Source organism: Methylobacterium sp. SyP6R, from assembly GCF_019216885.1.
In the GTDB taxonomy this organism is placed as follows: Bacteria; Pseudomonadota; Alphaproteobacteria; order Rhizobiales; family Beijerinckiaceae; genus Methylobacterium.
This window is the reverse complement of the sequence record NZ_JAAQRC020000001.1, coordinates 3,010,453-3,031,395: the sequence shown is the minus strand read 5'-3', so window position 1 is coordinate 3,031,395 and position 20,943 is coordinate 3,010,453. Positions and strand designations below refer to the sequence as shown.

Genomic DNA, 20,943 nt, shown 5'->3' with positions numbered 1-20,943 from the left:
GATCGCAGCGGCATCGGGAGCCCTCCTTCGAGGCTCCTTACAGTCGCACCTCAGGATGAGGCCGCGAGTGGGATGAAATGCTATCGGTCCGTCGGACAGGCCTTGCAGGAAAGGCCCGCCTCCTTCGAGGAGGCGGGCCCTATCGTCCTCAGTTCAGCAGAGCATGCGCCGGCCGCCGCTCGTCCGGCGACACCGACTGGTCGCCGATGAACAGCCCGGCGGGGCCGAGGCGCACCGGCACCGTCTCGCCGTCATGGACCTTGCCGGCCAGGATCTGCTCGGCGAGCGGGTCCTGCACCGCCTTCTGGATCACGCGCTTCAGCGGGCGCGCGCCATAGGCCGAGTCGTAGCCCTTCTCGGCGAGCCAGGCGCGGGCGTCGGGCTCGATGTCGAGGGTGATCTTGCGATCCTCCAGGAGCTTGGCCAGGCGCCCGAGCTGGATGTCGACGATCGCCCCCATCTCCTGCCGCTGCAGGCGGTGGAACAGGATGATCTCGTCGACCCGGTTCAGGAATTCCGGCCGGAAGTGCGAACGGACCACGTTCATCACGTCGTCGCGCACCACGTCGGTATCCTGGCCCTCCGGCTGGTTGACCAGGTATTCCGAGCCGAGATTCGACGTCATGACGATCAGCGTGTTGCGAAAATCGACCGTCCGCCCCTGCCCGTCGGTGAGCCGGCCATCGTCGAGGACCTGCAGCAGGACGTTGAACACGTCCGGATGCGCCTTCTCGACCTCGTCGAACAGCACGACCTGGTAGGGCCGGCGCCGCACGGCTTCGGTCAGCGCGCCACCCTCCTCGTAGCCGACATAGCCCGGAGGCGCGCCGATCAGGCGGGCGACCGCATGCTTTTCCATGTATTCCGACATGTCGATGCGCACGAGCGCCGTGTCGTCGTCGAACAGGAAGCCGGCGAGCGCCTTGGTCAGCTCGGTCTTGCCGACGCCGGTGGGGCCGAGGAACATGAACGAGCCGATCGGCCGGTGCGGATCCTGCAACCCGGCGCGGGCGCGACGCACGGCGGTGGCCACCGCCACCACCGCCTCGGTCTGGCCGACGACGCGCTTTCCGAGCGCCGCCTCCATCCCGAGCAGCTTCTCGCGCTCGCCCTCCAGCATCTTGTCGACCGGCACGCCGGTCCAGCGCGACACGACCCCGGCGATATGGCTCGGCGTCACCGCCTCCTCCATCATGCCCGAGCCGTTGCCGCGCGAGCCGTCGGCACCGCGGGCCTCGATCTCGGCGAGTTCCCGCTCGAGCCCCGGAATGATGCCGTAGGCGAGCTCGCCCGCCTTCTGGTACTGGCCCTGCCGCTGCGCCGCCGCGAGTTCGTTCCTCGCCGCGTCGAGCTTCGTCTTCAGCTCCGCGGCCCGGCCGAGCTTGTCCTTCTCGGATTTCCAGCGCGCGGTGATCGCCGCCGACTGCTCCTCGAGGTCGCCGAGTTCCTTCTCCAGCCGCTGCAGGCGATCACGGGAGGCGGAATCGGTTTCCTTCTTCAGGGCCTCGCCCTCGATCTTGAGGCGCACGATCTCACGATCGATGTTGTCGAGTTCCTCGGGCTTCGAGTCGACCTGCATGCGCAGGCGCGAGGCCGCCTCGTCGACGAGGTCGATCGCCTTGTCGGGCAGGAAGCGGTCGGTGATGTAGCGGTTGGACAGGGTCGCGGCCGCCACGAGCGCCGAATCCTGGATCCGCACCTTGTGGTGCTGCTCGTACTTCTCCTTGATCCCGCGCAGGATCGACACCGTATCCTCGACGGTCGGCTCCGAGACGAAGACCGGCTGGAAGCGCCGGGCGAGCGCTGCATCCTTCTCGACGTGCTTGCGGTACTCGTCGAGCGTGGTCGCGCCGACGCAATGCAATTCGCCGCGGGCGAGCGCGGGCTTCAACAGGTTCGAGGCATCCATCGCCCCGTCCGCCTTGCCGGCGCCGACCAGCGTGTGCATCTCGTCGATGAACAGGATGATCTGGCCTTCCGCCGCCGTCACCTCGGACAGCACCCCTTTGAGCCGCTCCTCGAACTCGCCGCGATACTTCGCACCGGCGATCAGCGCGCCCATGTCGAGGGCGAGCAATTGCTTGTCGCGAAGCGATTCCGGCACGTCGCCGTTGACGATGCGCAAGGCCAGACCCTCGACGATGGCGGTCTTGCCGACGCCGGGCTCGCCGATGAGCACGGGATTGTTCTTGGTGCGCCGCGACAGCACCTGGATGGTGCGGCGGATCTCCTCGTCGCGGCCGATCACCGGGTCGAGCTTGCCGTCGCGGGCCGCCTCGGTGAGGTCGCGGGCATATTTCTTCAGCGCGTCGTAGGCATTCTCGGCCGTGGCGTTGTCGGCGGTGCGGCCCTTGCGGAGCGCATTGATGGCGCCGTTGAGCGAGGCCGCGGTGACGCCGGCCGAAGCCAGAATCTTGCCCGCCTCGGACTCCTTCTCGACGGCGAGCGCCAGCAGCAGGCGCTCCACGGTGACGTAGGAATCGCCCGCCTTCTCGGCGGCTTTCTCGGCGGTGTCGAACAGGCGCATCAGCTCGCGGGTCGCCTGCGGCTGCGAGGCGCCGCCCGAGACCTTCGGCTGCTTGGAAAGCCACGCCTCGGTCTGGGCCAGCGCCACGCGCGACTGGCCGCCGGCCCGGTCGATCAGGCCGGCGCACAAGCCCTCGGGATCGTCGAGCAGCACCTTCAGCACGTGGCCGGGCGACAGCTGCGGATGGCCCTCGCGCAGGGCCAGCGACTGCGCCGATTGCACGAAGCCCCGCGCCCGCTCGGTGTATTTCTCGAAGTTCATGCGTTCGCTCCTCCTTGGCCGGTCCTCCCGCCCTCTCGACGAGGCGATGGGGGACCGCGGGTTCGCCCTCGCGCGTCTGCCGCGCGCCGGGCGCCGGCCCTTCTTGGAAGCGACCGGCCTCCCCCATGTGGTGTGACATATCGGTAACACAAGGGGCGCGCCCTCGAATTTGCGGTCACGAGACATGCGGTGTGCGGATGCCTCGACGGGCGCCATCCGGGTCCGATTCCCACGCGCGGCGAATCCGGCTAGGCAGGGGGCATGAGCAGTCCCGCCCTGACCGTCACCGCCCTCCACCGCTACCCGGTGAAGGGTCTCTCGCCCGAGGCCCTGACGCGGGCGGCGCTGACGGCCGGCGGCTACTTCCCGGGCGACCGGCTGTTCGCGATCGAGAACGGCCCGAGCGGCTTCGATCCCGCTACGCCGGTGCATCAGCCGAAGATCAAGTACCTGATGCTGATGCGCAACGAGGCACTGGCCCGGCTGACCACGCGGTTCGACGACGCGAGCGGCGTGCTGACGATCCGCGAGGGCGACCGGGAGGTTGCGCACGGCGACCTCGCGACGCGCGAGGGACGGCTCGCCGTCGAGGTGTTCTTCCGCCGTTACCTCCCCAAGGAGCTGCGCGGCCCGCCGAAGGTGCTGACGGCGCCGGACGGCTACCGCTTCACCGATTCGCGCAGTGGCTTCCTCTCGCTCATCAACCTGGCGAGCGTAGCGGCGGTCGAGGACATGGTCGGGGCACCGGTCGATCCCCTGCGCTTCCGCGGCAACCTCCACGTCACCGGCCTCCCCGCCTTCGCCGAACTCGACCTCGTCGGGACGGAACTCGCCACGGAGGCGGGTCTGCGCCTGAAGGTGACGAAGCGCATCGTGCGCTGCGCCGCCACCAACGTCGACCCGGTCACGGGCGAGCGGGATCTGGCGATTCCGGGGGCACTGCAGAAGACCCTCGGCCATGCCGATTGCGGGATCTATGCCGAGGTGGTCGAGCGGGGTGAGATTCGGGCGGGGGACGTGCTGCGGATGGTGGCAGGCTGAGGCGGCGGGCGCTCAGCGCTTCGTCGGCAGCCAGTCCGGTTCCGGCTCCTGGCGCGGCAGCACCGCCGCCACCTCGTCGAGGTCGACCGTGTAGCTGTCGGTCAGCAGGCGCCAGAGATCCTGGCGGCTGGCGGCGCGGCGGCTCAGCGAGGAGACGGTCGCGGCCAGCAGCGACGGGTTGGTGAGGGCGGGACGCGGCAGGAGCGAATCGGCGAGGCGCATCGTTGGGAGATCCGGTGGACCGTCCACAGGATGCTCGGATCGTGGTTAAGCAGGGGTAAAGCGTGGCCGGTCTCCGGCGCCGTCATCGAACCGTCGCGGGCCGCCGCCAGAACCCGGCGACCCGAGGGGAGCGGCCGTCGCGTCGAAGTCCGCGCGTGAGATTTCGGTGTGACACGCCGCGCGATGATGCTTAGAACCCCGCGCCGACCGCGCGCCGCGAGAGTGCCGCGGCCCGACCTTGCGAGAGGAAACCCGCCACGATGAGCGATTCCGGAGCGGACAAAGCGCCCAACGCCCAGCAGCCCGACGTCCAGCTACCCAACGTTCACGTGCGGGCCGAGGTGCTGGTCCAGGCGCTGCCGCACATGCAGCGCTACGACGAGGAGGTCGTGGTCATCAAGTATGGCGGCCACGCCATGGGCGACCGCGCCGCGGCGGAGGATTTCGCCGAGGACATCGTGCTCCTCGAGCAATCGGGCCTCAAGCCCGTGGTGGTCCATGGCGGCGGGCCGCAGATCGGCCGCATGCTCGACCGGCTCGGCATCAAGTCCGAGTTCCGCGAGGGCCTGCGCGTCACCGACGAGGCCACCGTCGAGGTGGTCGAGATGGTCTTGGCCGGCTCGATCAACAAGCAGATCGTCGGCTGGATCTCGGCCGAGGGCGGCAAGGCGATCGGCCTGTGCGGCAAGGACGGCAACATGGTGCGGGCGCGCCGCGCCGCCCGCACGGTGACCGATCCCGATTCCCACATCGAGCGCCACGTCGATCTCGGCCTCGTCGGCGAGCCCGAGCACGTCGACCGCACGGTGCTCGACGCGGTGCTGAAGGCCGAACTGATCCCGGTCCTCGCACCGGTGGCGGTCGGCGCCGACAACCAGACCTACAACGTCAACGCCGACACCTTCGCGGGGGCGATCGCCGGGGCGATGCGGGCCAAGCGCCTGCTGCTCCTCACCGACGTGCCGGGCGTGCTCGACAAGAACAAGAAGCTGATCCCGGAACTGTCGATCGAGGATTGCCGCCGGCTCATCGCCGACGGGACCATCACCGCCGGCATGATCCCGAAGATCGAGACCTGCATCTACGCCCTGGAGCAGGGCGTCGAGGCGGTGGTCATCCTCGACGGCAAGGTGCCGCACGCGGTGCTGCTCGAGCTGTTCACCGATTACGGCGCCGGCACGCTGATCCGCCGGTCCTGACGCCCGCCCGACGATCGCAAGACCGGGCGGCCGACCTCACGGCCGCCCGACCCGTCCTTCCCTTCTTTCATCTTCCCTTCCGCCCCGCCTCGCTTAATCTAGGCGCCCGGGGCCGTGGGGCCCCCGTCTCCGGATCGTCCCTTGCTCCTGCCAGGCGAGAGCCACCTCACCGCGCCTCAGGCCCGCGGCTTTTCCGGGATCGACACCTGGGTGTTCGACCTCGACAACACGCTCTATCCCCACGACGCCCGCGTCTGGCCGCAGGTCGACGAGCGCATCACCCTCTACGTGATGAACCTGTTCGGGCTCGACGGGATCTCGGCGCGGGCCTTGCAGAAATATTTCTACCACCGCTACGGCACGACTTTGCGCGCGCTGATGGCCGAGTGGAAGATCGACCCCTACGAGTTCCTCGACTTCGCCCACGACATCGACCATTCGAGCATCGCGCTCGATCCGGGTCTCGGCGTGGCGATCGAGGGATTGCCGGGCCGCAAGCTGATCCTCACCAACGGGTCGCGCCGGCACGCCGAGAACGTGGCGGCGAAGCTCGGCATCCTCGACCATTTCGAGGACGTGTTCGATATCGCGGCGGCCGATTTCGTGCCGAAGCCCGAGCGTAGCGCCTACGAGAAGTTCCTGAACCGCCACGGCGTCGACCCGACCCGCTCGGCGCTGTTCGAGGACATCGCCAAGAACCTCGTCGTCCCGCACGATCTCGGCATGGCGACGGTGCTTGTGGTGCCCCGCACCATCGACCCGTTCCGCGAGACCTTCGAGCAGGAGGCGGTGCGCGCGCCCCATATCGACCACATCACCAACGACCTCGCGGGTTTCCTGACCGACCGGGTCGCCCCGGTGCTGGCGGCGTGAGCCCGCCGGAGGATCGCGACGCGCACGACCCGGCCGAGATCTGGGGCCGGCGCATCGGCCGCGGCCTGGGTGTCGTGGCGCTCGCGGGTCTGGCCTACTGGCTCGGCCGGCAATTGCAGGTCTGGTGACACCGATGACAGAGACGCCCGACGCCGACTGGAGCGCCCGCCGCGCCCCCGACCTCGCCGCCATCGAGGCCTTGGCCGAGGCCGCCTTCGCGCGCCTGCCGGAGGCGTTCCGCGCCTTATGCGAGGGGGTGGTGATCCGGGTCGACGAGTTTCCCGACGACGAGACCCTGGAGGAGATGGGCTGCGAGAGCGAGTTCGACCTCCTCGGCCTGTTCCGCGGCACCGGCCTGGCGCAGGGCGGCGGCGTCCTGAACCTCGCCACCGGGCAGTTTCCCAACATGGTCTGGCTCTACCGCCGTCCGCTGCTCGATTACTGGGCCGAACACGACGAAACCTTGGGCCATCTCGTCGCGCACGTGCTAGTGCATGAGATCGGCCATCATTTCGGCCTCTCCGACGACGACATGACGGCGATCGAGGCGGCTGCGACGGACGGCTAATTCCCTTTATCGCGAGATCGCCCTCGATATCGGCAGATTGTTGCGCCCGATACGGCGAAAACAATACGGATTGCTCGCCAGTGCGACTACGCTGAAGCATCCGCATGAACCCGACCGATGACGGGCCCGAGCGCACCCTCAATGGCGGCGCCGGGAAACGGCAGATCATGCGGCGACCTCGACAATTCGGAGCCGGTCTCGGCCGCGAGGCGGCCGGGCGCCGCTCAGGCGAATGGTGCTGCAATGAACGCAACGATCATCCTCGACCCGGTGCGCGTCGATACCGGCAGCGCCGACCGCGACGGCCTCCTGGCCTATCGCAACGGCGCCCTGATCGGCGTCCTGACCCATCTCGATCCGGACCTGCACGAGGAGGAGGGAGTAGGCCGGCACTGGTTCCTGGAGGCCGGGTTCGGGCGGGTCGCCGAGGCGCCGCGCCCCCGCCCCTTCCGGAGCCTCGACGAGGCCCGCTCCTGGCTTCGCCAGCACGCGGCCGGCGTCACGCCGCGCTGCGCGGCTGCCATCCTCCAGGTCAAGCCGCGCTGCGCGGCGGCAGGGCACTCGCCTTCGGCCGGCTGGTGCGGAATTGGCCCCGCTCCACGGCGATGAAGACCAGCACCACCACGGTGACGCTGGTGAACCACCAGCTCGCGGTGGTGCCGATACCGAGGCAGGCGGAGGCGAAGGCGGTGGCGGCGGTGGCCATGGCCCCCGGGGTCAGCACCGGATGCTCGCGGCCGGAATGGCGGATGCCGCTCCACAGGACGAAGGCCGCCGCGAAGGCGCCGACGATCCCGAGCTCGTACCAGATCTCGAACAGCAGCGAGGCCGGGGCGTTGGCCGGCAGCATGCCGATCACCTTGCCGCGGATCGCCGTCTCAAGGCCGTGACCGGTGATGAGCCGCAGGGGCTCGGTCGTCACCACCCGCTGCCAGGCCTTGAGGGTCAGGATCGTCGGGTGGAGCGGTCCGAGCAGAGGCGTCAGCACCGGCCGCAGCAGGAACGGCAGGAGCGGCGCCAGGGCGACGAGGCCGGCCGCGACGCCCGCCGTGACCCGCACGCCGAGGCCCTGGCGCCAGGCCGAGAGCGCGAAGGCCGCCGCCCCGCAGGCGAGCGCCAGCAGCGGCACCGGCCCGGGGGCGAGCACCAGCGCGAGCGCCACCACCACGGCGAGGCCGAGCGCCTCCATGTCGCGCCGGCGCGAGCGTAGCCAGGCGGCGGCGGGCCAGACCAGCAGGGCGAGCAGCATCGCGCCGCGTTCGAGCGAGCTGTCGTCCTCGAAGCCGCCGCGCAGCGAGGCGCCGCTGAACAGCCCGAGCAGCACCGCCCCGATCGCCGCCGCCCCGACGCCGAGGGGCAGGAGGTAGAGGTTGGCCGAGCGCATCCGGTCCGGCAGGGCGAGGTAGCCCGCCACCGTCAGGCCGACCGTGGCAGCGAGGTTGAGCAGGCGTTCGCTCGCCGGGCCGGGGAACGGCGTCCAGACCAGCGACAGGGCGCACCAGCCCAGCAGCAGCGCGCCGGCCAGGATCGCCCGGGCGCCTCCGAGCCGCGCAAGCCCCGCTCCGAGGGGACGCTGAACCCCGTCGAGGAGGGCGGCGATGATGAGCAGCGCGATGCCGATCGGCGCCAGGATCACCACGCTGCGCCGCGACACCAGGGCGGTGACCGGGATCACCAGCGTCAGGCCGAAGAAGGCGAGGCGGCGCAGAAGCGCCGCCGCATCGACGGCGGGATCGGGGGTGTGCGACGTCGCGCGCGGCATGGCGGCCAATCCGGATGACGGCGCCAAAGGGCGCCGTTCCCTCCCCTCCTAGTCGAGAGGGCGGTCCCTGCGCTGTAGATGGGGCGCAACACTGAGGAAGGGCGCGGCGCGAGAGGCGCGTCAGGGGAGCGGCTGGAGCGCCGGTAAAAGGTCGTTGTTCTCCTCGATCCGCAGCATCCGGACGTCGACCACGGCGGCCCGGAACCAGGGGCATTCCCGCGCCACGTCCTGGATCGCCAGGACGCACCGCACCGGGTCGACCTGGTCGTTGCCAAAATAGACGCTGCCCTGCTGCCGATCGAAGCCGTGGCGCTCCAGCACCCGGGCGATGTCCTGGTAACCATTCTGCCAGGACGAGTTATGGTATTGAGTCTTCAGCGTCTCGGTATCAAGATCGAAGCAGATCGCATACACCCGCCTGCTCCATGCCGGCCGATTCGGAATGTGCCTGGGCGGGAGAGTATCGGCCTCATGACCTTGCGGCAAGCGGCGTTTCGGGCGTCGGGTCTTCATCGCTCTGCTGCCAGCCTCGCCGAGACGACCGCCCGGAACCACCCGGACGTCCCTCGGATGGAATCTGGACGGTTCCCGCGCCTTTGTGAAGGCGATGGATCAGCCGTCCAAAGCCGCCGCCACGTCCTCCTCCGTCACCGACTCCAGGGGCTTTGCCACCTTGCAGGCGCGCGAGCGGGCGCCGGGGACCATGACCAGGATCACCGTCTCGGTGCCCGGGCAGGCCGGATCGGCGCAAGAAATCTCGTTGACGGCGAGCGTCACCTCGGGGTCGAAGCCGCCGAGGCGGCGGGCGATCTCGGCCACCCGGGCTCGCGCCGCCGCATCCGGCGAGGGGCGCTTCCGGAAGGCGCCGAGGAGGTTCATCGCGTCAGCGCGGCAGGCTGAGGAGACCGGCCTGGCCGTCGGCGCAGCCGAAGGCGAGGTGCTCGCCGCCCGAATGCCAGCTCATCGCCGTCACGGCGCTGCCCCGCACCGCGGGACGCACCAGCAGCTCGGAGGCGTCAGTGAAGCGGATGAGCAGCACGCAGCCATCCTCGTAGCCCGCCGCCAGGACCGGGGCCTTGGGGTGGAACGCCACCCGCGAGACCCGGGCCGGGCGCACGCCGCATTCCCGCGGCGCCTTGCCGGTCGGGCCTTCCTTGGAATCGAACGGCCAGACGATCACCGCCTCGGCGCCGCTCGTCGCCAGCCAGTCGCCGTCGGACGACCAGGCGGTGGAGCGCACCTTGGCCGGGTAGCCGGTCATCCGCATGTGGCCGCGATCGGGCTGGAGGCGCCAGCCGTGCAGGGCGTTCTCCTGCATCGTCGTGATGACGAAGCGCCCATCCATCGACCAGATCACGTCGATGTGCGAGCCCTTCCAGGTCAGGGCCTCGGGCGGGGTGTCGAGGTTCGGGTACCACAGGGAGGCGCCGCCGTAATGCGCCACCGCCAGGCGGTAGCCCTTGGGCGCGAAGGCGAGGCCGCGGGCGGTGGAGGGCGCCTCGAAAAGCTTTTCGCGGCCCTTGGCGTCGCGGGCGACGACGCGCTTGCCGGCCGCATAGGCGACGCCGCCGTCCGGATGCAGGGCCAGCGCGTCGATCCAGGCGCCGCCCTTGGCCGTCGCGACCTCCTCGAGGGTCCCGTCGGCCTTGACCGCGACCACCCGTCCGTCGTCGCCGCCGGTGACGAGGCGCTTGCCGTCGCCCGCGGCGACCAGGATGCCGGCCTCCGGGTGGGCCTCGACCCGGGTGGCCTCGCCCCCTTCCGCGACGAGGAGCACCGCCCCGTCGCCGAGCGCCAGGGCGAGCTGCCGGCCGAGCCAGTGCGCCGCGATGACATGGGCGCCGGCCGGGATCTCGGTGACCTGCTGGGTGAGGGAGGGGGCGGCGGTGGCGCTCATCGCTCTTCCTGTGAACCTCTGATCCCGGTGAACCTGGAATCTTTGGGCCGGGCCTCTCACACGGGGCCCGTCCGCGCAAGGGCGGGCGCGGTTCCCGCCCGGGTTAACCGCCCGTCCCGCAGGGTTAAGGCTTCGCTCACCAAACCGCGTCAATTCGAGGGATCGGGCCTGAACACTGCCCAGGTTCCGGTGGTTCTTCCCTCGAACCGTCGCCGGAACGCCTCAGGGCAGAAAAGGCGGCCCCCATCGTCCTGGAGCCAGTTGCGTCATGATCCAGTCTGCCTTTGCGGCGATGGTGCCGCCCGCTGCCCTCCCCTGCGAGACGGTGCTGGTGGTCGAGGACGAGGCGATGGTCTGCGAGATCGCCGCCGAGGCCCTGGCGGACGAGGGCTACCGCGTGCTCACCGCCGCCGACGCGGTCGAGGCCGGCCGCATCCTGATGGCCGAGCGGGTCGACATGCTGTTCACCGACATCGATCTGGCCCGCAACACCAACGGGATGGCGCTGGCCCGGGACGCGCGGCGCCACTGCCCGCGCCTGCCGGTGGTCTACACCTCGGGCGGCCGCCACACGCTCGGCGACGGCGAGGCGGTGACCGGCTCGGTCTTCGTCCCCAAGCCCTACCGCCCGAGCCAGATCGTGGCGCTCGCCAACCGTATCCTCGGACACTGAAATCCCGGACCTGGAACCCCCTGCCCCAGATGGAGCCCCGTAAGCCGATGCGCCCGCCCTTCGTCCTCTCCGGCCTCCTGGCCCTCGTGCTCGCCGGCCACGCCCTCACGGCCGGAGCCAAGGACGCACAGCAGACGCCCGTACAAACGGCGCCAGTGGCGCCCCCCGCCCCGAGCGCGACCTGCGACATCGTCGGCCTGCGCCTCGAGGACGTGATCGCCAAGTCGCCCGAATTGCAGCGCTCGGCCAACGAGCAGACCGTGCGCGACCTGCGCACCCTGCGCGACGCCGCCGTGGTGCTGGACGCCTACAGGCACCCGCAGGTCTGCGCCCAGGTTCTGGCGGTCCTGCGCGGCCTGGCGGCCAATCCCGAAAAGGCGATCGACCAGAGCGGCGACACCGACGAGGAGAAGGCCGAGGCCGTCGAGAAGGCCCGTACACCCAAGGCACCCGAGACGTCCCCCGGGAAGATGCCGGAGACGAAGGCGAAGTAGATCTTGGTCGAGCGGGCGGGACAATCCGGCAAGACGACTTGCCTGTCTCGCCCGGCCGTTCCCGCGATGGATCGTGTAACAGATTGGAATTCCTCTGAGTTTCGCCGGCGGCCTTGATCCCGCCCGGTCCCCTCGCTAGTTCGGTGCTGCCGGCGGCCCGGGATCGTCTTTCGGGGATGCCGGCCTTGTCCGACGAACAGGAGCGAGAGCCGGGACGGCGTCGCGCCGACGCTCCCCTGGGCGGCCGGCCCGCGTGCCGATGGCCGTTGGCTTTTCGCCGTCCCAGAGGAGTCGCACGACGTGCTCACGCAAGGGTTGCCCCGGTCCCGGGCCCGCATCGGCCGCGCTTTGGCCCTCGGCCTCGCCCTGTCGCCGATGGCGATCGCCCTGGCGGCACCGGTCGAGGCGCAAGGCACCCAGGCACCGGCGCCCGAGACGCCCGCGACCGTCACCCAAGCCGCCGTGAGCCAGCCCGCCGCCCCGCCGCTGCGGGTGGAGCTGAACAAGCTCGAGACCGCCGGGGAGGCCTGCAAGGCGGTGCTGGTGGTCGAGAACGGCAAGGGCGGCCCGATCAAGTCGCTGCGCCTCGATCTCTACGCCTTCGACCCGGACGGCATCGTGCAGAAGCGCAGTATGGTCGAGCTCGGGCCCCTGCCGGCGCGCAAGACGACGCTGCGCCAGTTCGAGATCTCCCCCACCCCCTGCTCCCAGGTCGGCCGGGTGCTGCTCAACGACGTGGCGGCCTGCGACGGCAAGGACGCGTCGGGGTACGACCTGACCCGCGATTCCTGCCTGGAGCGCATCGAGCCCTCCTCCGCCAAGGGTGCCGCGCCGTTCGTGCGCTGACCGTCCCCTCCTCATCCCATTCTTTCCGGAGACCGCCGAGATGGATCCGACGACAGCGACTGCCGGCCACGACTTCTCCTTCCTCGGGCTCTTCCTGCAGGCCGACCCGATCGTGAAGGGGGTGATGATCCTCCTGGTCCTGGCCTCGCTGGTCTCCTGGACGATCATCCTCGAGAAGGTGGTGCGCCTCGCCGGCGCCCGTCGCCAGGCCAAGGCCTTCAACCGCCTCGTCGCCACCGGCGGCATGCCGGAGGCGCGCTCGGGCATCTCCGCCCGGGTGGTAGCCGCCGCCCAGGAGGCCTGGCGCGACCAGGATTCGAGCGAGACCCGGGCCGAGCGGCGCGAGCGCATCGAGCGGGCGATGCGGGCGGCGCTGACCCTCGACATCAAGCGCCTGCAGATCGGCCTGCCGTTCCTGGCCAGCGCCGGCTCGGCGGCGCCGTTCATCGGCCTGTTCGGCACGGTCTGGGGCATCATGAACTCGTTCTCGTCGATCGCGAAGAGCCAGGACACCAGCCTCGCGGTGGTGGCGCCGGGCATCGCCGAGGCGTTGTTCGCCACCGCGATCGGACTCGTCGTCGCGATTCCCGCGGTGCTCGCCTACAACAAGTTCTCGACCGACCTCGGCAAGATCCAGGCGTCCTTCGTCGCCGGCATCGGCACCCTGGGCAACCGGCTGGCGCGCGACCGCAGCCACCATCCCCGCAGCGCCGCGGCCGAGTAACCCTTCTTCCCTTCAACGCGTACAGCCCCTGCCGTGATCGAGGCAGGCGGCCGGAGGCCCGCCAGATGGGTATGGGACCGGTGCAGGCCGGCGCCGGCGACGAGGATGGCTTCGACGCCGCGCCGATGTCCGAGATCAACGTCACCCCGATGGTCGACGTGATGCTGGTGCTGCTGATCATCTTCATGGTCGCGGCCCCGCTGATGACCGTCGGCGTGCCGGTGCAGCTGCCGAAGACCGCCGCCGCCAAGAGTTCCGAATCGAAGAAGCCGGTGGTGGTCTCGATCGACAAGGACGGCCAGGCCTTCCTCGCCAAGGAGCCGCTTCCGGCCGACACCGCGCTCGCTCGCCTGAAGGCGCTCGCCGCCGAGGATCCGGGCCAGACCGTGCTGGTGCGCGGCGACAAGGACGTGCCCTACGGGCGTGTCATGGAGGTGATGGGCCTCGTCGGCCAGGCCGGCTTCGCCAAGGTCTCGCTGATCGCCAACGCCCCTTCGGGCGGGGCGGCGACGCCCGCTCCGGCCGCCCCCGCGCCGGCGTCTCCGCAGTAGACCGATGAACCACACCGTGACGACCGACGCGCCGGAGCCGCGCGAGCCGGGGGCGGGCCTCGGCCTCGCCTTCCTGGTGGCGCTCGCCCTGCATGCGGGCGGCCTCTTCGCCCTGACCTACTGGCGCGGCCCCCCGGCCCCGCCCGGCGAGAACGAGATCACCATCGATCTCGCGCCGGACATGGCGGCGGTCGACGTGCCGAACCAGGCGCAGGACGTCGACACCGCGCCGACTCCCACCGACACGACCGAGCCGAAGACCGTGCCGACGGCCGAGCCCCCGTCCGACACGGTGCCGATGGAGACGCCGCCGCCCGAGACGAAGGCGGAGGAGGCGCCGCAGGAGACCCCGGTCGAGCAGGTCCCGGCCGAGGCGGTGCCGATGGAGAAGCCGCCCGAGGCCGTGCAGGCGGTGCAGGAGCCCGAGGAGCAGGTCGTCACCTCGACCAGTCCGGAGGCCCCCGCCGCAGTGGTGGCCAAGCCCGTCGAGGCGCCGAAGCCGGTTCCGAAACCCGTGCCGAAGCCGGTCGCCAAGCCCAAGCCGGTGGAGAAGCCGAAACCGGTCGAGGCGAAGAAGCCGCCGCAAAAGCCCGTGCGCGACGTGAAGCGCGAGGCGGAGATCCGGCGCGAGGCCGAGAAGGCGGCCGAGCGCCGGCTGGAGGCCGCCCGCCTGCGCCGCAGCGCGGCCGCCGCCTCGCAGATGAATCAGGGCGGCGCCTCGGCCGCCGCCAGCGCCAACGCGGCCCGGGCCTGGGGGGCGATGGTGCGCGGGGCGATCCAGGGGCGGGTCCGCAGCGTCGGGGCGAGCGGCACCGCGACGGTCCGCTTCACCGTCTCGCGGTCCGGCCGGGTCATCGGCGCCTCGCTCGCCGGCAGCAGCGGCAACGGCAGCATCGACGCCGCGGCCGTGGCGGCGGCCTCGGGCAGCGTACCGCCCGCCCCGCCGGAATTCACCGGCGCGCAGCAGAGCTTCACCCTGCCGGTGCGGTTCAACTGAGCACAGGCCGGCGGAACCCCGCCGGCCGGCGGGATTTCCGATCGGCAGCCCGGCTTATGACGCCGGGCGACCGATCGGATGCCGCATGACCACCTACTTCACCAGCGACACCCATTTCGGCGACCCGCGGGTGCTGCGCATCGACCGCCGGCCTTTTCCCGATCTCGCCACCCACGACGCGGCCTTGATCGAGAACTGGAATGCCGTGGTGGAGCCGGACGACACGGTCTGGCATCTCGGCGATTTCGCGTTGGGACCGCCGCCGGAGCGGGTCCAGGCCCTGCTCTCGGCGCTCAACGGGCAGAAGCACCTGATCGTCGGCAACAACGACGGGCCGGCGACGCTCGCCGCGCGGGGCTGGCTCAGCATCGCGCATTACGCCGAGATCGACGTCGACGGACAGCACCTCGTCCTGTGCCACTACGCCTTCCGAACCTGGAACCGGATGGGACGCGGCGTCCTCGACCTGCATGGGCATTCCCACGGCAAGCTCAAGCCGGCTGCCCGTCAATACGATGTCGGCGTCGATGCCTGGGATTTCCGGCCGGTGACGCTGGAAACGATCCGCACGACGCGGCGCAAGCGGCCGACGACCTGAAGCCCGCCGCGCTCACCTCGGGCAGACACCCTGCCATCCATCTGAGCAGTTTTGCGCGGAACCCCGCGGGCGCCCTCGACGTTCCTCGGTCACAATAAGCAAGCTTGGCATCACGCCTCACTCATGGGGCCGATTGCCGCAGCTGCAAATCCCGAATCTGTTCGTGAGTTCAGCGATGACCACACCGCGTCGTCTCCCGCTCGGCTGGCCGCTCGCCGCCGCCCTCCTGCTCGTCGCCGGCCCGGCCCTGGCCCAGCCGGCCTGCATCGCGGCCCAGCGCAAGATCGACGAGGCCGGCGCCCTGAGGTTCCAGGCGCGCCAGGATGCCCGGATCGGCGACCGCGACCGGGTCTGCGACAATCTCGGCGATGCGGAGGACCGCTACGAGGATGCCCGCGACCGCCTCGACGATTGCGGCCTCGGCGTCGCCTCCGTCGACCTCAAGAGCGCCATCCGCTCGGTGCGCCAGGAGAAGCGGTTCTTCCGCTGCGATTGAGCGCGTGCCGTAACGCACACCATTCCACGCACGATTAACCCATCACTCTCACCGGGCGCTGCCGCGACTTGAGGCGCGCCGGATCGGATCATCCGCCATGACCAGCGCCAGCCAGACCCCCTCCGAGTCCCGCCTCTCCGCTCCGACCGCCGGGGCGCATTCGTTCACCGCGGCGCTCTGCGGCTTCCTCGGCTCGACCGCGGCGACGACCGTGGTGATGCTGCTGCTCAGCAGCGTCTGAGGCTCGCGCGGCGCCGAACCCTACGGCGCCACCGACCAGAACCGACGCCGGGCAAACAGCATGTCCGGATGGCCGACCTGCGGGCTTCCCGCCTGGACATGGGTCTGCACCGGCGGCGGGGGACAGACCGGATCGGGGCGGCGCGTCTGGATCGTCGCCGGGACGGGCTGCACGATCCCCATCCTCACCTGGGCTTCGGGATTGCGCAGGGCCGCGACCGTCGCAACGGCGGCCATCAATGCGCCCGCGACGGCGCCGAGGAGGAAATTCAGCATAGCGGCCGGTCCTTGCGCCGACATCGTAGCGGTTTGAGGGCGAATCACCGGCCCGTCGCCAAGCCTGTTGCCGCAACGTCGGTCTTCTTTCACAACCCTAGCTTAACAAATCGATGGCAGACCTGCCCCCGTGGCCGCTTCAGAGGCCAGCCGGAGAGGCAGACGATGAGCTACGCGGCGAACGCCTACGCGAGAACGGCCCAGGTGGCGCTGACCCCCCGCGAGGCCGAGGCCGCGGTGCTGATCAAGGCAGCCGCCCGCCTGCAGGCGATCCAGGACAATTGGGACGTCCAGCAGACGACCCTCAACGAGGCGCTGGGCTTCAACCGCAAGGTCTGGACGCTGCTCTCCTCCGCCGCGACCGAGCCGGACGCGCCGCTGCCCGAGGAGCTGAAGACCTCGATGGCCCGCCTCGGCGCCTTCGTCTTCACCCGCACCCTCGACGCGATGATCGAGCCCACCGCCGACAAGCTGACCGCGCTGATCCGGATCAACCGCGAGTTAGCGAACGGCCTGCGGGGAAATCCCTGATTGCTGTCCAGGCGATCGGCGAGGACGGGTTTCCGATAAACCTCCGACTCTCCACGTCATCCTGGGGCCGCGAAGCGGAACCCCGGATCCATAAACGCTGACGATACCGAGCGAAGCGGAACGCCGGTAGCCTGGTCCTGGAACGTCGGCGGCTATGAATCCCGGGCTCTCGACGTCGTCGAGCCCCGGGATGACCATGGAAAGTGTCGATGCCTGTGCCAGACAACTGGCATGAACGAGTCAACCGAGCTTTCGACAAGGTCCGTACGAGCCACGACTCTCGCCGACGATAATCAGCGATGAGACCCCGCATCCGAACGGGTCGAATGCCCCCGCCGAGCGACGCCTACGCCTATTTCTGCTGCCGGCGCGCCAGCGCACTGTCGTCACCCGACACCGTGGTCATCGGGGCTTCCAGGCCGCTGGTATTCTGGCCACCGCTGCCCGGGTCGGCCCGGTCACCCAGCGTCTGGTCGAAGTTGCGTCGGTTGGCGGCGTGGTCGTGGTACTGCTCGGTCTGCACGAACTTGCCGTCGAGGCCCCGCGCCGAGCCGTGCTGGGCCTTGTCGCGGTTGCTCAGCACCATGTTCTCCTCGAGGATGCCCTCGGGCAGCTCGGTCATCGCGCCGGTGCCGGAGCCCTTGCCCTGCGCCCCGGGACCCATGTTGTGCCTGTCGGCCTTGGCCATGTTCATCCTCCGATCGAGCGGTCGCGGGAGAGGATCCCGAGGGGATGTCGGCCGCTCGCGGCGCCTCGTCCCGCCTACTCTCTGAGAGTATGATGGACATCGGCCGGGGCAAGCGCGGCCGCAGCAAATATTGCCGGGAACCTTTTGGTGAAGACTGCGATGCAGCCGACGAGCCTGCGTCGAAATTCCTGGCCGCGTGAGCGGACCCGTGACGAAGCGACGGCACCTCCCTCTTGCTGCCTGCCGCTGAGCCCTGCCCCAGCGCAGCGGGCCGGCCCGGCACGACCGGCCGCCGCGACGCCGGGGATCGGCACACCCCGCCAGACCAAACGACGCCGAGCCAGGCCGCAGAGCAACAAGCCTCTTCTTCAGCGGCCTGATACAGCCTCACAGCTTGGCACAGAACCCGACCATGCCCGAGCTGTCGGGCGGGCAGAGCGCCACCGCCTCGCCGCTCTCGCGGCGGGTGAAGTTCGCGGTGCCGCCGCGCAGGCAATAGGCCGACACGAAGGTCTCGCCCGCGTCGCAGACCAGTTCGCAATGCGGCTTGGAGCAGCCGTCGGTGCGCAGCATCCGGAACGGCAGCGCACCGCTCGCCGTGGCGGTCGCGCCCGCCGAGCCGACCGGCCCGGCCGGACCCGCCTCGCCCTTCGGGCCGGGCTCACCCTTAGGCCCTGCCTCGCCCTTCGGGCCGGGTTCACCCTTGGGACCAGCCTCACCCTTGGGACCAGCCTCACCCTTGGGACCAGCCTCGCCCTTGGGACCAGCCTCGCCCTTCGGGCCGGGCTCACCCTTGGGCCCTGCGTCACCCTTGGGCCCTGCATCACCCTTGGGTCCGGCCTCGCCCTTCGGGCCCGGCGGCCCGGCGAGGCCGGCCATGCCCTGCGGCCCGGTCGGGCCCGGCTCGCCCTTCGCGCCCGGGGCGCCGGTGGCACCGCAATTCGCGATCGCGATCTCGCGCGAGGCCTCGCCGGCCTTGAGCGTCGCGACGCAGTTCTGCGGCACGTAGGGCACCTTCAGGGTGAAGCGCCCACGCTTGTCGGAGGTGACCGGGATGTCGTCATCGAGGGTGACGACCACGCCGGCCTTGCCGACGCTGCCGGAGACGACGAGATCGCCGGCCGCGATGCGGGCATCCCAGACCGTGATCGGCGACGAGGCCGGGGTGGCGGTGCGCCCGCCCGCCGGCGCCTGCGCGCCACCCTGGGGCTGCTGCGCGAGACCCGGTCCGGATAGGACGGCACAGGCGGACAGGGCCGCAGACAGGATCAACGCGGCGCGGATTGGACGCATCTTGAGCCCCACAAGGCGTGATGGACGGCCCGCGCGCGGAGTCGAGGTGGCGGGCGGCGCACCTTGCGGCGCTGTCAAGCTGCGGTCAACTGCGCAGCCGCCCGCCGAAACAGACCCGTCAGGCCTCGTCGTCGAGCACGCCCTCGAGGGCGTAGTGGCGCACGGTGTGGCGGTTGGCGATCAGTTCGTCGACGCTCGGCTCGCCCTTGAGCGCCCGGGCGATGGCGAGCTTCGTCGCCTCGTAGTTGGTGCGGTAGAGGTCCTTGCGGTCGAGGTTCGGATCCTCGGGGCAGCGCGGGTCGAGCCAGATCATGATGATCATGCACAGTTCGTCGAGCCCGTCGCGGGGCAGGATGCCCTCGATGATGCAATCGACGATGGCGTCCCCCGTCGCGGCCTGGACCACGCCGCCGAGGAGTTCGACGTATTCGGCGGTGTGGATCGTCGCCTTGGTGGTCATCATGGTGGCGGGGCGGACGAGCTGGTTGAGGTCGCGCACCACGAACATCCGCGTATGGCCCTGGACCTGCCCCATCATCGAGGCGAAGGCCTGCCCCACCGGTCCGCGCACCGAGCCGATCAGCACCTCGGGCATCGCGTCGGTGTACTGGCCATCGGCGGCCAGCACGGTGGCCTCGCCGGTGCGGAAGACGATCTCGCTCATGGTCCGATTCTCTCGATTCACATCCCGGCGCGGGTCGACCACGGCGACGGTCGCAGCGTCAACCGGCGCGAACCCATCGACCTCTCCGGAAATTGGTCTATAGGGCCGATGTCACGGGCATTGGCGCCGGACAACGAATTGAAGCGGACGGATGAGCGATCGCGACTGGACCCTGCGGGTGACGCCGACCGAGGCGGGCGTACGGCTCGAACTGGACCTCGCCGACCTCGACGGCGCGCCGGTCACGGCGGCGATCGCCCTCGACCGGGCCGAGGCGCGCCGCTTCGCCCGGGCGATGCTGGCGGCGGCCGGCGACGCGGCCGAGCGCACCTTCCCGCACCCGGCGATTCACGACGGCGATTGAGGATTCAGTACCGGCCCGGCAGGCGCGGCACCTTGGTGCCGGGCTTCTCGATCGGCTCGGCGCAGGAATAGACGAACTCGGTCTGGAGATCGGTGAACACCGTCTCGCCGACGATGGTGCAGGTCTCCCGCGCCGTCTCCTTGAGATAGGTCGCGGCGGCCTCCGAGAAGCGGCGCCGGCGGGTGAGCGCCGGGTCCTTGCCCTCCAGGCCGCAGCCGGTGATCTCCCGCAGGTTGTTCGAGACGATCAGGACCTTGCGCTGCTGGCGCTGATCGTAGACCTCGTAGGGGTCGTTGCAGCCGATCGTGACCACCTGCGGCTGGAGGCCGACATAGGTCTTCGAGATGTAGGAGAATTCGGTGCAGCCGGCCGCCGCCGCGACGGCGCCCGCCACGGCGACGAGGGCGAGCCTCCCTGGTCCTGTCCGCATCCCCGATCCTTCCCGCATCCTCAAGCCCAGCTTTGAGCCGGGGCGGGCGCGGCGGTCAAGCCCGGGTCATGTGGCAAGGTCTGCGGCTTCCCAGTCCTCCACCGCGAGACCAGGGACGCGGCGGAACTCTCGCAGATTATGCGTCACCAGCACCAAGCCTCGCTGGCTGGCCTGTCCGGCGATCAGCACGTCGTAGGGACCGATCGGCGTACCGATAGCTGCCAGAGACGCTCGCACTTCCCCAGCCCGGCGGGCATCGGAGGCGTCGAAAGGCAGGATCGGAAACCGCAAGGCATCGACGCGAGCGAGGGAGGCTGCTCGATGCTGGCTACGGAACGCTCCATAGAAGAGTTCGTGTGCAACGACACTTGAGAAAACGATATCTGTATCTTTTTGCTGATTGACCCGGGCCCAAAGCCCAGCATGCCCCTTCAACAGGCCGATCACGGCATTAGAGTCGAGGAGGTAAATCACGGAAAGACATCGGACATGTCGCTGTCCGGCAGCGGTGGCTGCTCAGCAACGGCCGCCTCGAAATCATTATCAACCGGACCAACGAGAGCTTTCAGCCAATCCCAGTTTCCCGGCATCGGCTCCAAGATCACCGCATTGCCCTCGCGGCGTACCTGCACCGCCTCGCCTTCGAGGCGCCACCCCTCGGGCAGGCGCACGGCCTGTGCGCCGTCGGCCCAGAACAGCTTCGCGATCTCACCCATGCGCGCCTCCGG

Annotated in this window: 30 protein-coding genes; 17 read left to right on the top strand and 13 right to left on the bottom strand. The window is 70.1% G+C overall.

The window, feature by feature from the left end:
* Positions 1 to 148: 148 nt before the first annotated feature.
* The gene (gene clpB, locus HBB12_RS13995) at positions 149 to 2,788 is read right to left on the bottom strand and encodes an ATP-dependent chaperone ClpB (RefSeq protein ID WP_236989905.1); all 2,640 of its coding nucleotides are present in this window, start codon (positions 2,786 to 2,788) and stop codon (positions 149 to 151) included.
* Positions 2,789 to 3,049: 261 nt separating this feature from the next.
* Here clpB and HBB12_RS13990 point away from each other — a divergent pair, with 261 nt between their 5' ends.
* A complete protein-coding gene (locus HBB12_RS13990; RefSeq protein ID WP_236989904.1) occupies positions 3,050 to 3,829 on the top strand; it encodes an MOSC domain-containing protein in 780 nt (259 codons plus the stop codon).
* A 12-nt stretch (positions 3,830 to 3,841) separates the two neighbouring features.
* On the opposite strand, the gene HBB12_RS13985 is transcribed toward HBB12_RS13990, so the two are convergent.
* On the bottom strand, positions 3,842 to 4,051 hold the full coding sequence (locus tag HBB12_RS13985; RefSeq protein WP_236989903.1) for a hypothetical protein: 210 nt from the start codon (positions 4,049 to 4,051) through the stop codon (positions 3,842 to 3,844).
* A gap of 260 nt (positions 4,052 to 4,311) precedes the next feature.
* Here HBB12_RS13985 and argB point away from each other — a divergent pair, with 260 nt between their 5' ends.
* The 5 genes from argB to HBB12_RS13965 all read left to right on the top strand — a co-directional run bounded on the left by argB (position 4,312) and on the right by HBB12_RS13965 (position 7,300).
* Positions 4,312 to 5,250: an acetylglutamate kinase gene (argB, locus tag HBB12_RS13980; RefSeq protein WP_236989902.1), complete on the top strand. Its 939-nt coding sequence runs from the start codon at positions 4,312 to 4,314 to the stop codon at positions 5,248 to 5,250.
* A 141-nt stretch (positions 5,251 to 5,391) separates the two neighbouring features.
* A complete protein-coding gene (locus HBB12_RS13975; RefSeq protein ID WP_236989901.1) occupies positions 5,392 to 6,123 on the top strand; it encodes a pyrimidine 5'-nucleotidase in 732 nt (243 codons plus the stop codon).
* Positions 6,120 to 6,251: a hypothetical protein gene (locus HBB12_RS34285; protein ID WP_272913270.1), complete on the top strand. Its 132-nt coding sequence runs from the start codon at positions 6,120 to 6,122 to the stop codon at positions 6,249 to 6,251. Before HBB12_RS13975 ends, HBB12_RS34285 begins: the two co-directional genes overlap by 4 nt.
* A 5-nt stretch (positions 6,252 to 6,256) precedes the next feature.
* A complete protein-coding gene (locus HBB12_RS13970; protein ID WP_236989900.1) occupies positions 6,257 to 6,691 on the top strand; it encodes a metallopeptidase family protein in 435 nt (144 codons plus the stop codon).
* A gap of 243 nt (positions 6,692 to 6,934) precedes the next feature.
* Entirely contained in the window at positions 6,935 to 7,300 is a 366-nt protein-coding gene (locus tag HBB12_RS13965; protein WP_236989899.1) for a hypothetical protein, read from the top strand.
* Here HBB12_RS13965 and HBB12_RS13960 read toward each other — a convergent pair.
* The 4 genes from HBB12_RS13960 to HBB12_RS13945 all read right to left on the bottom strand — a co-directional run bounded on the left by HBB12_RS13960 (position 7,224) and on the right by HBB12_RS13945 (position 10,350).
* On the bottom strand, positions 7,224 to 8,453 hold the full coding sequence (locus tag HBB12_RS13960; protein WP_236989898.1) for a peptide ABC transporter permease: 1,230 nt from the start codon (positions 8,451 to 8,453) through the stop codon (positions 7,224 to 7,226). The genes HBB12_RS13965 and HBB12_RS13960 overlap by 77 nt on opposite strands.
* A 120-nt stretch (positions 8,454 to 8,573) precedes the next feature.
* A complete protein-coding gene (locus HBB12_RS13955; RefSeq protein WP_236989897.1) occupies positions 8,574 to 8,867 on the bottom strand; it encodes a virulence factor in 294 nt (97 codons plus the stop codon).
* A 198-nt stretch (positions 8,868 to 9,065) separates the two neighbouring features.
* Positions 9,066 to 9,332 carry a hypothetical protein gene (locus tag HBB12_RS13950; protein WP_236989896.1) on the bottom strand — a complete coding sequence of 89 codons (267 nt, stop codon included), beginning with the start codon at positions 9,330 to 9,332 and terminating at the stop codon, positions 9,066 to 9,068.
* A gap of 4 nt (positions 9,333 to 9,336) precedes the next feature.
* On the bottom strand, positions 9,337 to 10,350 hold the full coding sequence (locus HBB12_RS13945; protein ID WP_236989895.1) for a WD40 repeat domain-containing protein: 1,014 nt from the start codon (positions 10,348 to 10,350) through the stop codon (positions 9,337 to 9,339).
* A gap of 268 nt (positions 10,351 to 10,618) precedes the next feature.
* Here HBB12_RS13945 and HBB12_RS13940 point away from each other — a divergent pair, with 268 nt between their 5' ends.
* The 9 genes from HBB12_RS13940 to HBB12_RS13900 all read left to right on the top strand — a co-directional run bounded on the left by HBB12_RS13940 (position 10,619) and on the right by HBB12_RS13900 (position 15,970).
* Positions 10,619 to 11,023 carry a response regulator gene (locus tag HBB12_RS13940; protein WP_236989894.1) on the top strand — a complete coding sequence of 135 codons (405 nt, stop codon included), beginning with the start codon at positions 10,619 to 10,621 and terminating at the stop codon, positions 11,021 to 11,023.
* A 47-nt stretch (positions 11,024 to 11,070) separates the two neighbouring features.
* Positions 11,071 to 11,517, top strand: coding sequence for a photosystem reaction center subunit H (locus HBB12_RS13935; RefSeq protein ID WP_236989893.1), 447 nt, complete (start codon positions 11,071 to 11,073; stop codon positions 11,515 to 11,517).
* Between the two features lie 300 nt (positions 11,518 to 11,817).
* Positions 11,818 to 12,363, top strand: a complete 546-nt coding sequence (locus HBB12_RS13930; protein WP_236989892.1) for a Tat pathway signal protein — start codon at positions 11,818 to 11,820, stop codon at positions 12,361 to 12,363.
* Positions 12,364 to 12,403: 40 nt separating this feature from the next.
* Positions 12,404 to 13,087, top strand: coding sequence for a MotA/TolQ/ExbB proton channel family protein (locus HBB12_RS13925; protein WP_236989891.1), 684 nt, complete (start codon positions 12,404 to 12,406; stop codon positions 13,085 to 13,087).
* 65 nt (positions 13,088 to 13,152) lie between these two features.
* A complete protein-coding gene (tolR, locus tag HBB12_RS13920) occupies positions 13,153 to 13,638 on the top strand; it encodes a protein TolR (protein WP_236989890.1) in 486 nt (161 codons plus the stop codon).
* Between the two features lie 4 nt (positions 13,639 to 13,642).
* A complete protein-coding gene (locus tag HBB12_RS13915; RefSeq protein WP_236989889.1) occupies positions 13,643 to 14,635 on the top strand; it encodes an energy transducer TonB family protein in 993 nt (330 codons plus the stop codon).
* 85 nt (positions 14,636 to 14,720) lie between these two features.
* Positions 14,721 to 15,233 (top strand): metallophosphoesterase family protein, encoded by a 513-nt coding sequence (locus HBB12_RS13910; RefSeq protein WP_236989888.1) that lies wholly within the window; start codon positions 14,721 to 14,723, stop codon positions 15,231 to 15,233.
* 175 nt (positions 15,234 to 15,408) lie between these two features.
* Entirely contained in the window at positions 15,409 to 15,729 is a 321-nt protein-coding gene (locus HBB12_RS13905; RefSeq protein ID WP_236989887.1) for a hypothetical protein, read from the top strand.
* 97 nt (positions 15,730 to 15,826) lie between these two features.
* Positions 15,827 to 15,970 (top strand): hypothetical protein, encoded by a 144-nt coding sequence (locus HBB12_RS13900; protein ID WP_236989886.1) that lies wholly within the window; start codon positions 15,827 to 15,829, stop codon positions 15,968 to 15,970.
* 20 nt (positions 15,971 to 15,990) lie between these two features.
* Here HBB12_RS13900 and HBB12_RS13895 read toward each other — a convergent pair whose 3' ends face one another.
* Complete coding sequence (locus tag HBB12_RS13895) at positions 15,991 to 16,245, bottom strand: hypothetical protein (protein WP_236989885.1); 255 nt, start codon at positions 16,243 to 16,245, stop codon at positions 15,991 to 15,993.
* Between the two features lie 165 nt (positions 16,246 to 16,410).
* Between HBB12_RS13895 and flaF the strand changes: the two genes are divergently transcribed.
* The gene (flaF, locus tag HBB12_RS13890) at positions 16,411 to 16,776 is read left to right on the top strand and encodes a flagellar biosynthesis regulator FlaF (RefSeq protein ID WP_236989884.1); all 366 of its coding nucleotides are present in this window, start codon (positions 16,411 to 16,413) and stop codon (positions 16,774 to 16,776) included.
* A 352-nt stretch (positions 16,777 to 17,128) separates the two neighbouring features.
* On the opposite strand, the gene HBB12_RS13885 is transcribed toward flaF, so the two are convergent.
* From HBB12_RS13885 to HBB12_RS13875, 3 genes are all read right to left on the bottom strand, one after another.
* Positions 17,129 to 17,464 carry a hypothetical protein gene (locus HBB12_RS13885; protein WP_236989883.1) on the bottom strand — a complete coding sequence of 112 codons (336 nt, stop codon included), beginning with the start codon at positions 17,462 to 17,464 and terminating at the stop codon, positions 17,129 to 17,131.
* 387 nt (positions 17,465 to 17,851) lie between these two features.
* Positions 17,852 to 18,757 carry a collagen-like domain-containing protein gene (locus HBB12_RS13880; protein ID WP_236989882.1) on the bottom strand — a complete coding sequence of 302 codons (906 nt, stop codon included), beginning with the start codon at positions 18,755 to 18,757 and terminating at the stop codon, positions 17,852 to 17,854.
* Positions 18,758 to 18,875: 118 nt separating this feature from the next.
* On the bottom strand, positions 18,876 to 19,421 hold the full coding sequence (locus tag HBB12_RS13875) for a formaldehyde-activating enzyme (RefSeq protein ID WP_236989881.1): 546 nt from the start codon (positions 19,419 to 19,421) through the stop codon (positions 18,876 to 18,878).
* A 151-nt stretch (positions 19,422 to 19,572) separates the two neighbouring features.
* Here HBB12_RS13875 and HBB12_RS13870 point away from each other — a divergent pair, with 151 nt between their 5' ends.
* On the top strand, positions 19,573 to 19,785 hold the full coding sequence (locus tag HBB12_RS13870; RefSeq protein ID WP_236989880.1) for a hypothetical protein: 213 nt from the start codon (positions 19,573 to 19,575) through the stop codon (positions 19,783 to 19,785).
* 4 nt (positions 19,786 to 19,789) lie between these two features.
* Here HBB12_RS13870 and HBB12_RS13865 read toward each other — a convergent pair whose 3' ends face one another.
* The 3 genes from HBB12_RS13865 to HBB12_RS13855 all read right to left on the bottom strand — a co-directional run bounded on the left by HBB12_RS13865 (position 19,790) and on the right by HBB12_RS13855 (position 20,931).
* The gene (locus tag HBB12_RS13865; RefSeq protein WP_236989879.1) at positions 19,790 to 20,215 is read right to left on the bottom strand and encodes a hypothetical protein; all 426 of its coding nucleotides are present in this window, start codon (positions 20,213 to 20,215) and stop codon (positions 19,790 to 19,792) included.
* Positions 20,216 to 20,281: 66 nt separating this feature from the next.
* Positions 20,282 to 20,689 (bottom strand): type II toxin-antitoxin system VapC family toxin, encoded by a 408-nt coding sequence (locus HBB12_RS13860; protein ID WP_236989878.1) that lies wholly within the window; start codon positions 20,687 to 20,689, stop codon positions 20,282 to 20,284.
* The gene (locus HBB12_RS13855) at positions 20,686 to 20,931 is read right to left on the bottom strand and encodes an antitoxin (RefSeq protein WP_236989877.1); all 246 of its coding nucleotides are present in this window, start codon (positions 20,929 to 20,931) and stop codon (positions 20,686 to 20,688) included. The genes HBB12_RS13860 and HBB12_RS13855 overlap by 4 nt, the downstream gene beginning before the upstream one ends.
* Positions 20,932 to 20,943 lie beyond the last annotated feature (12 nt).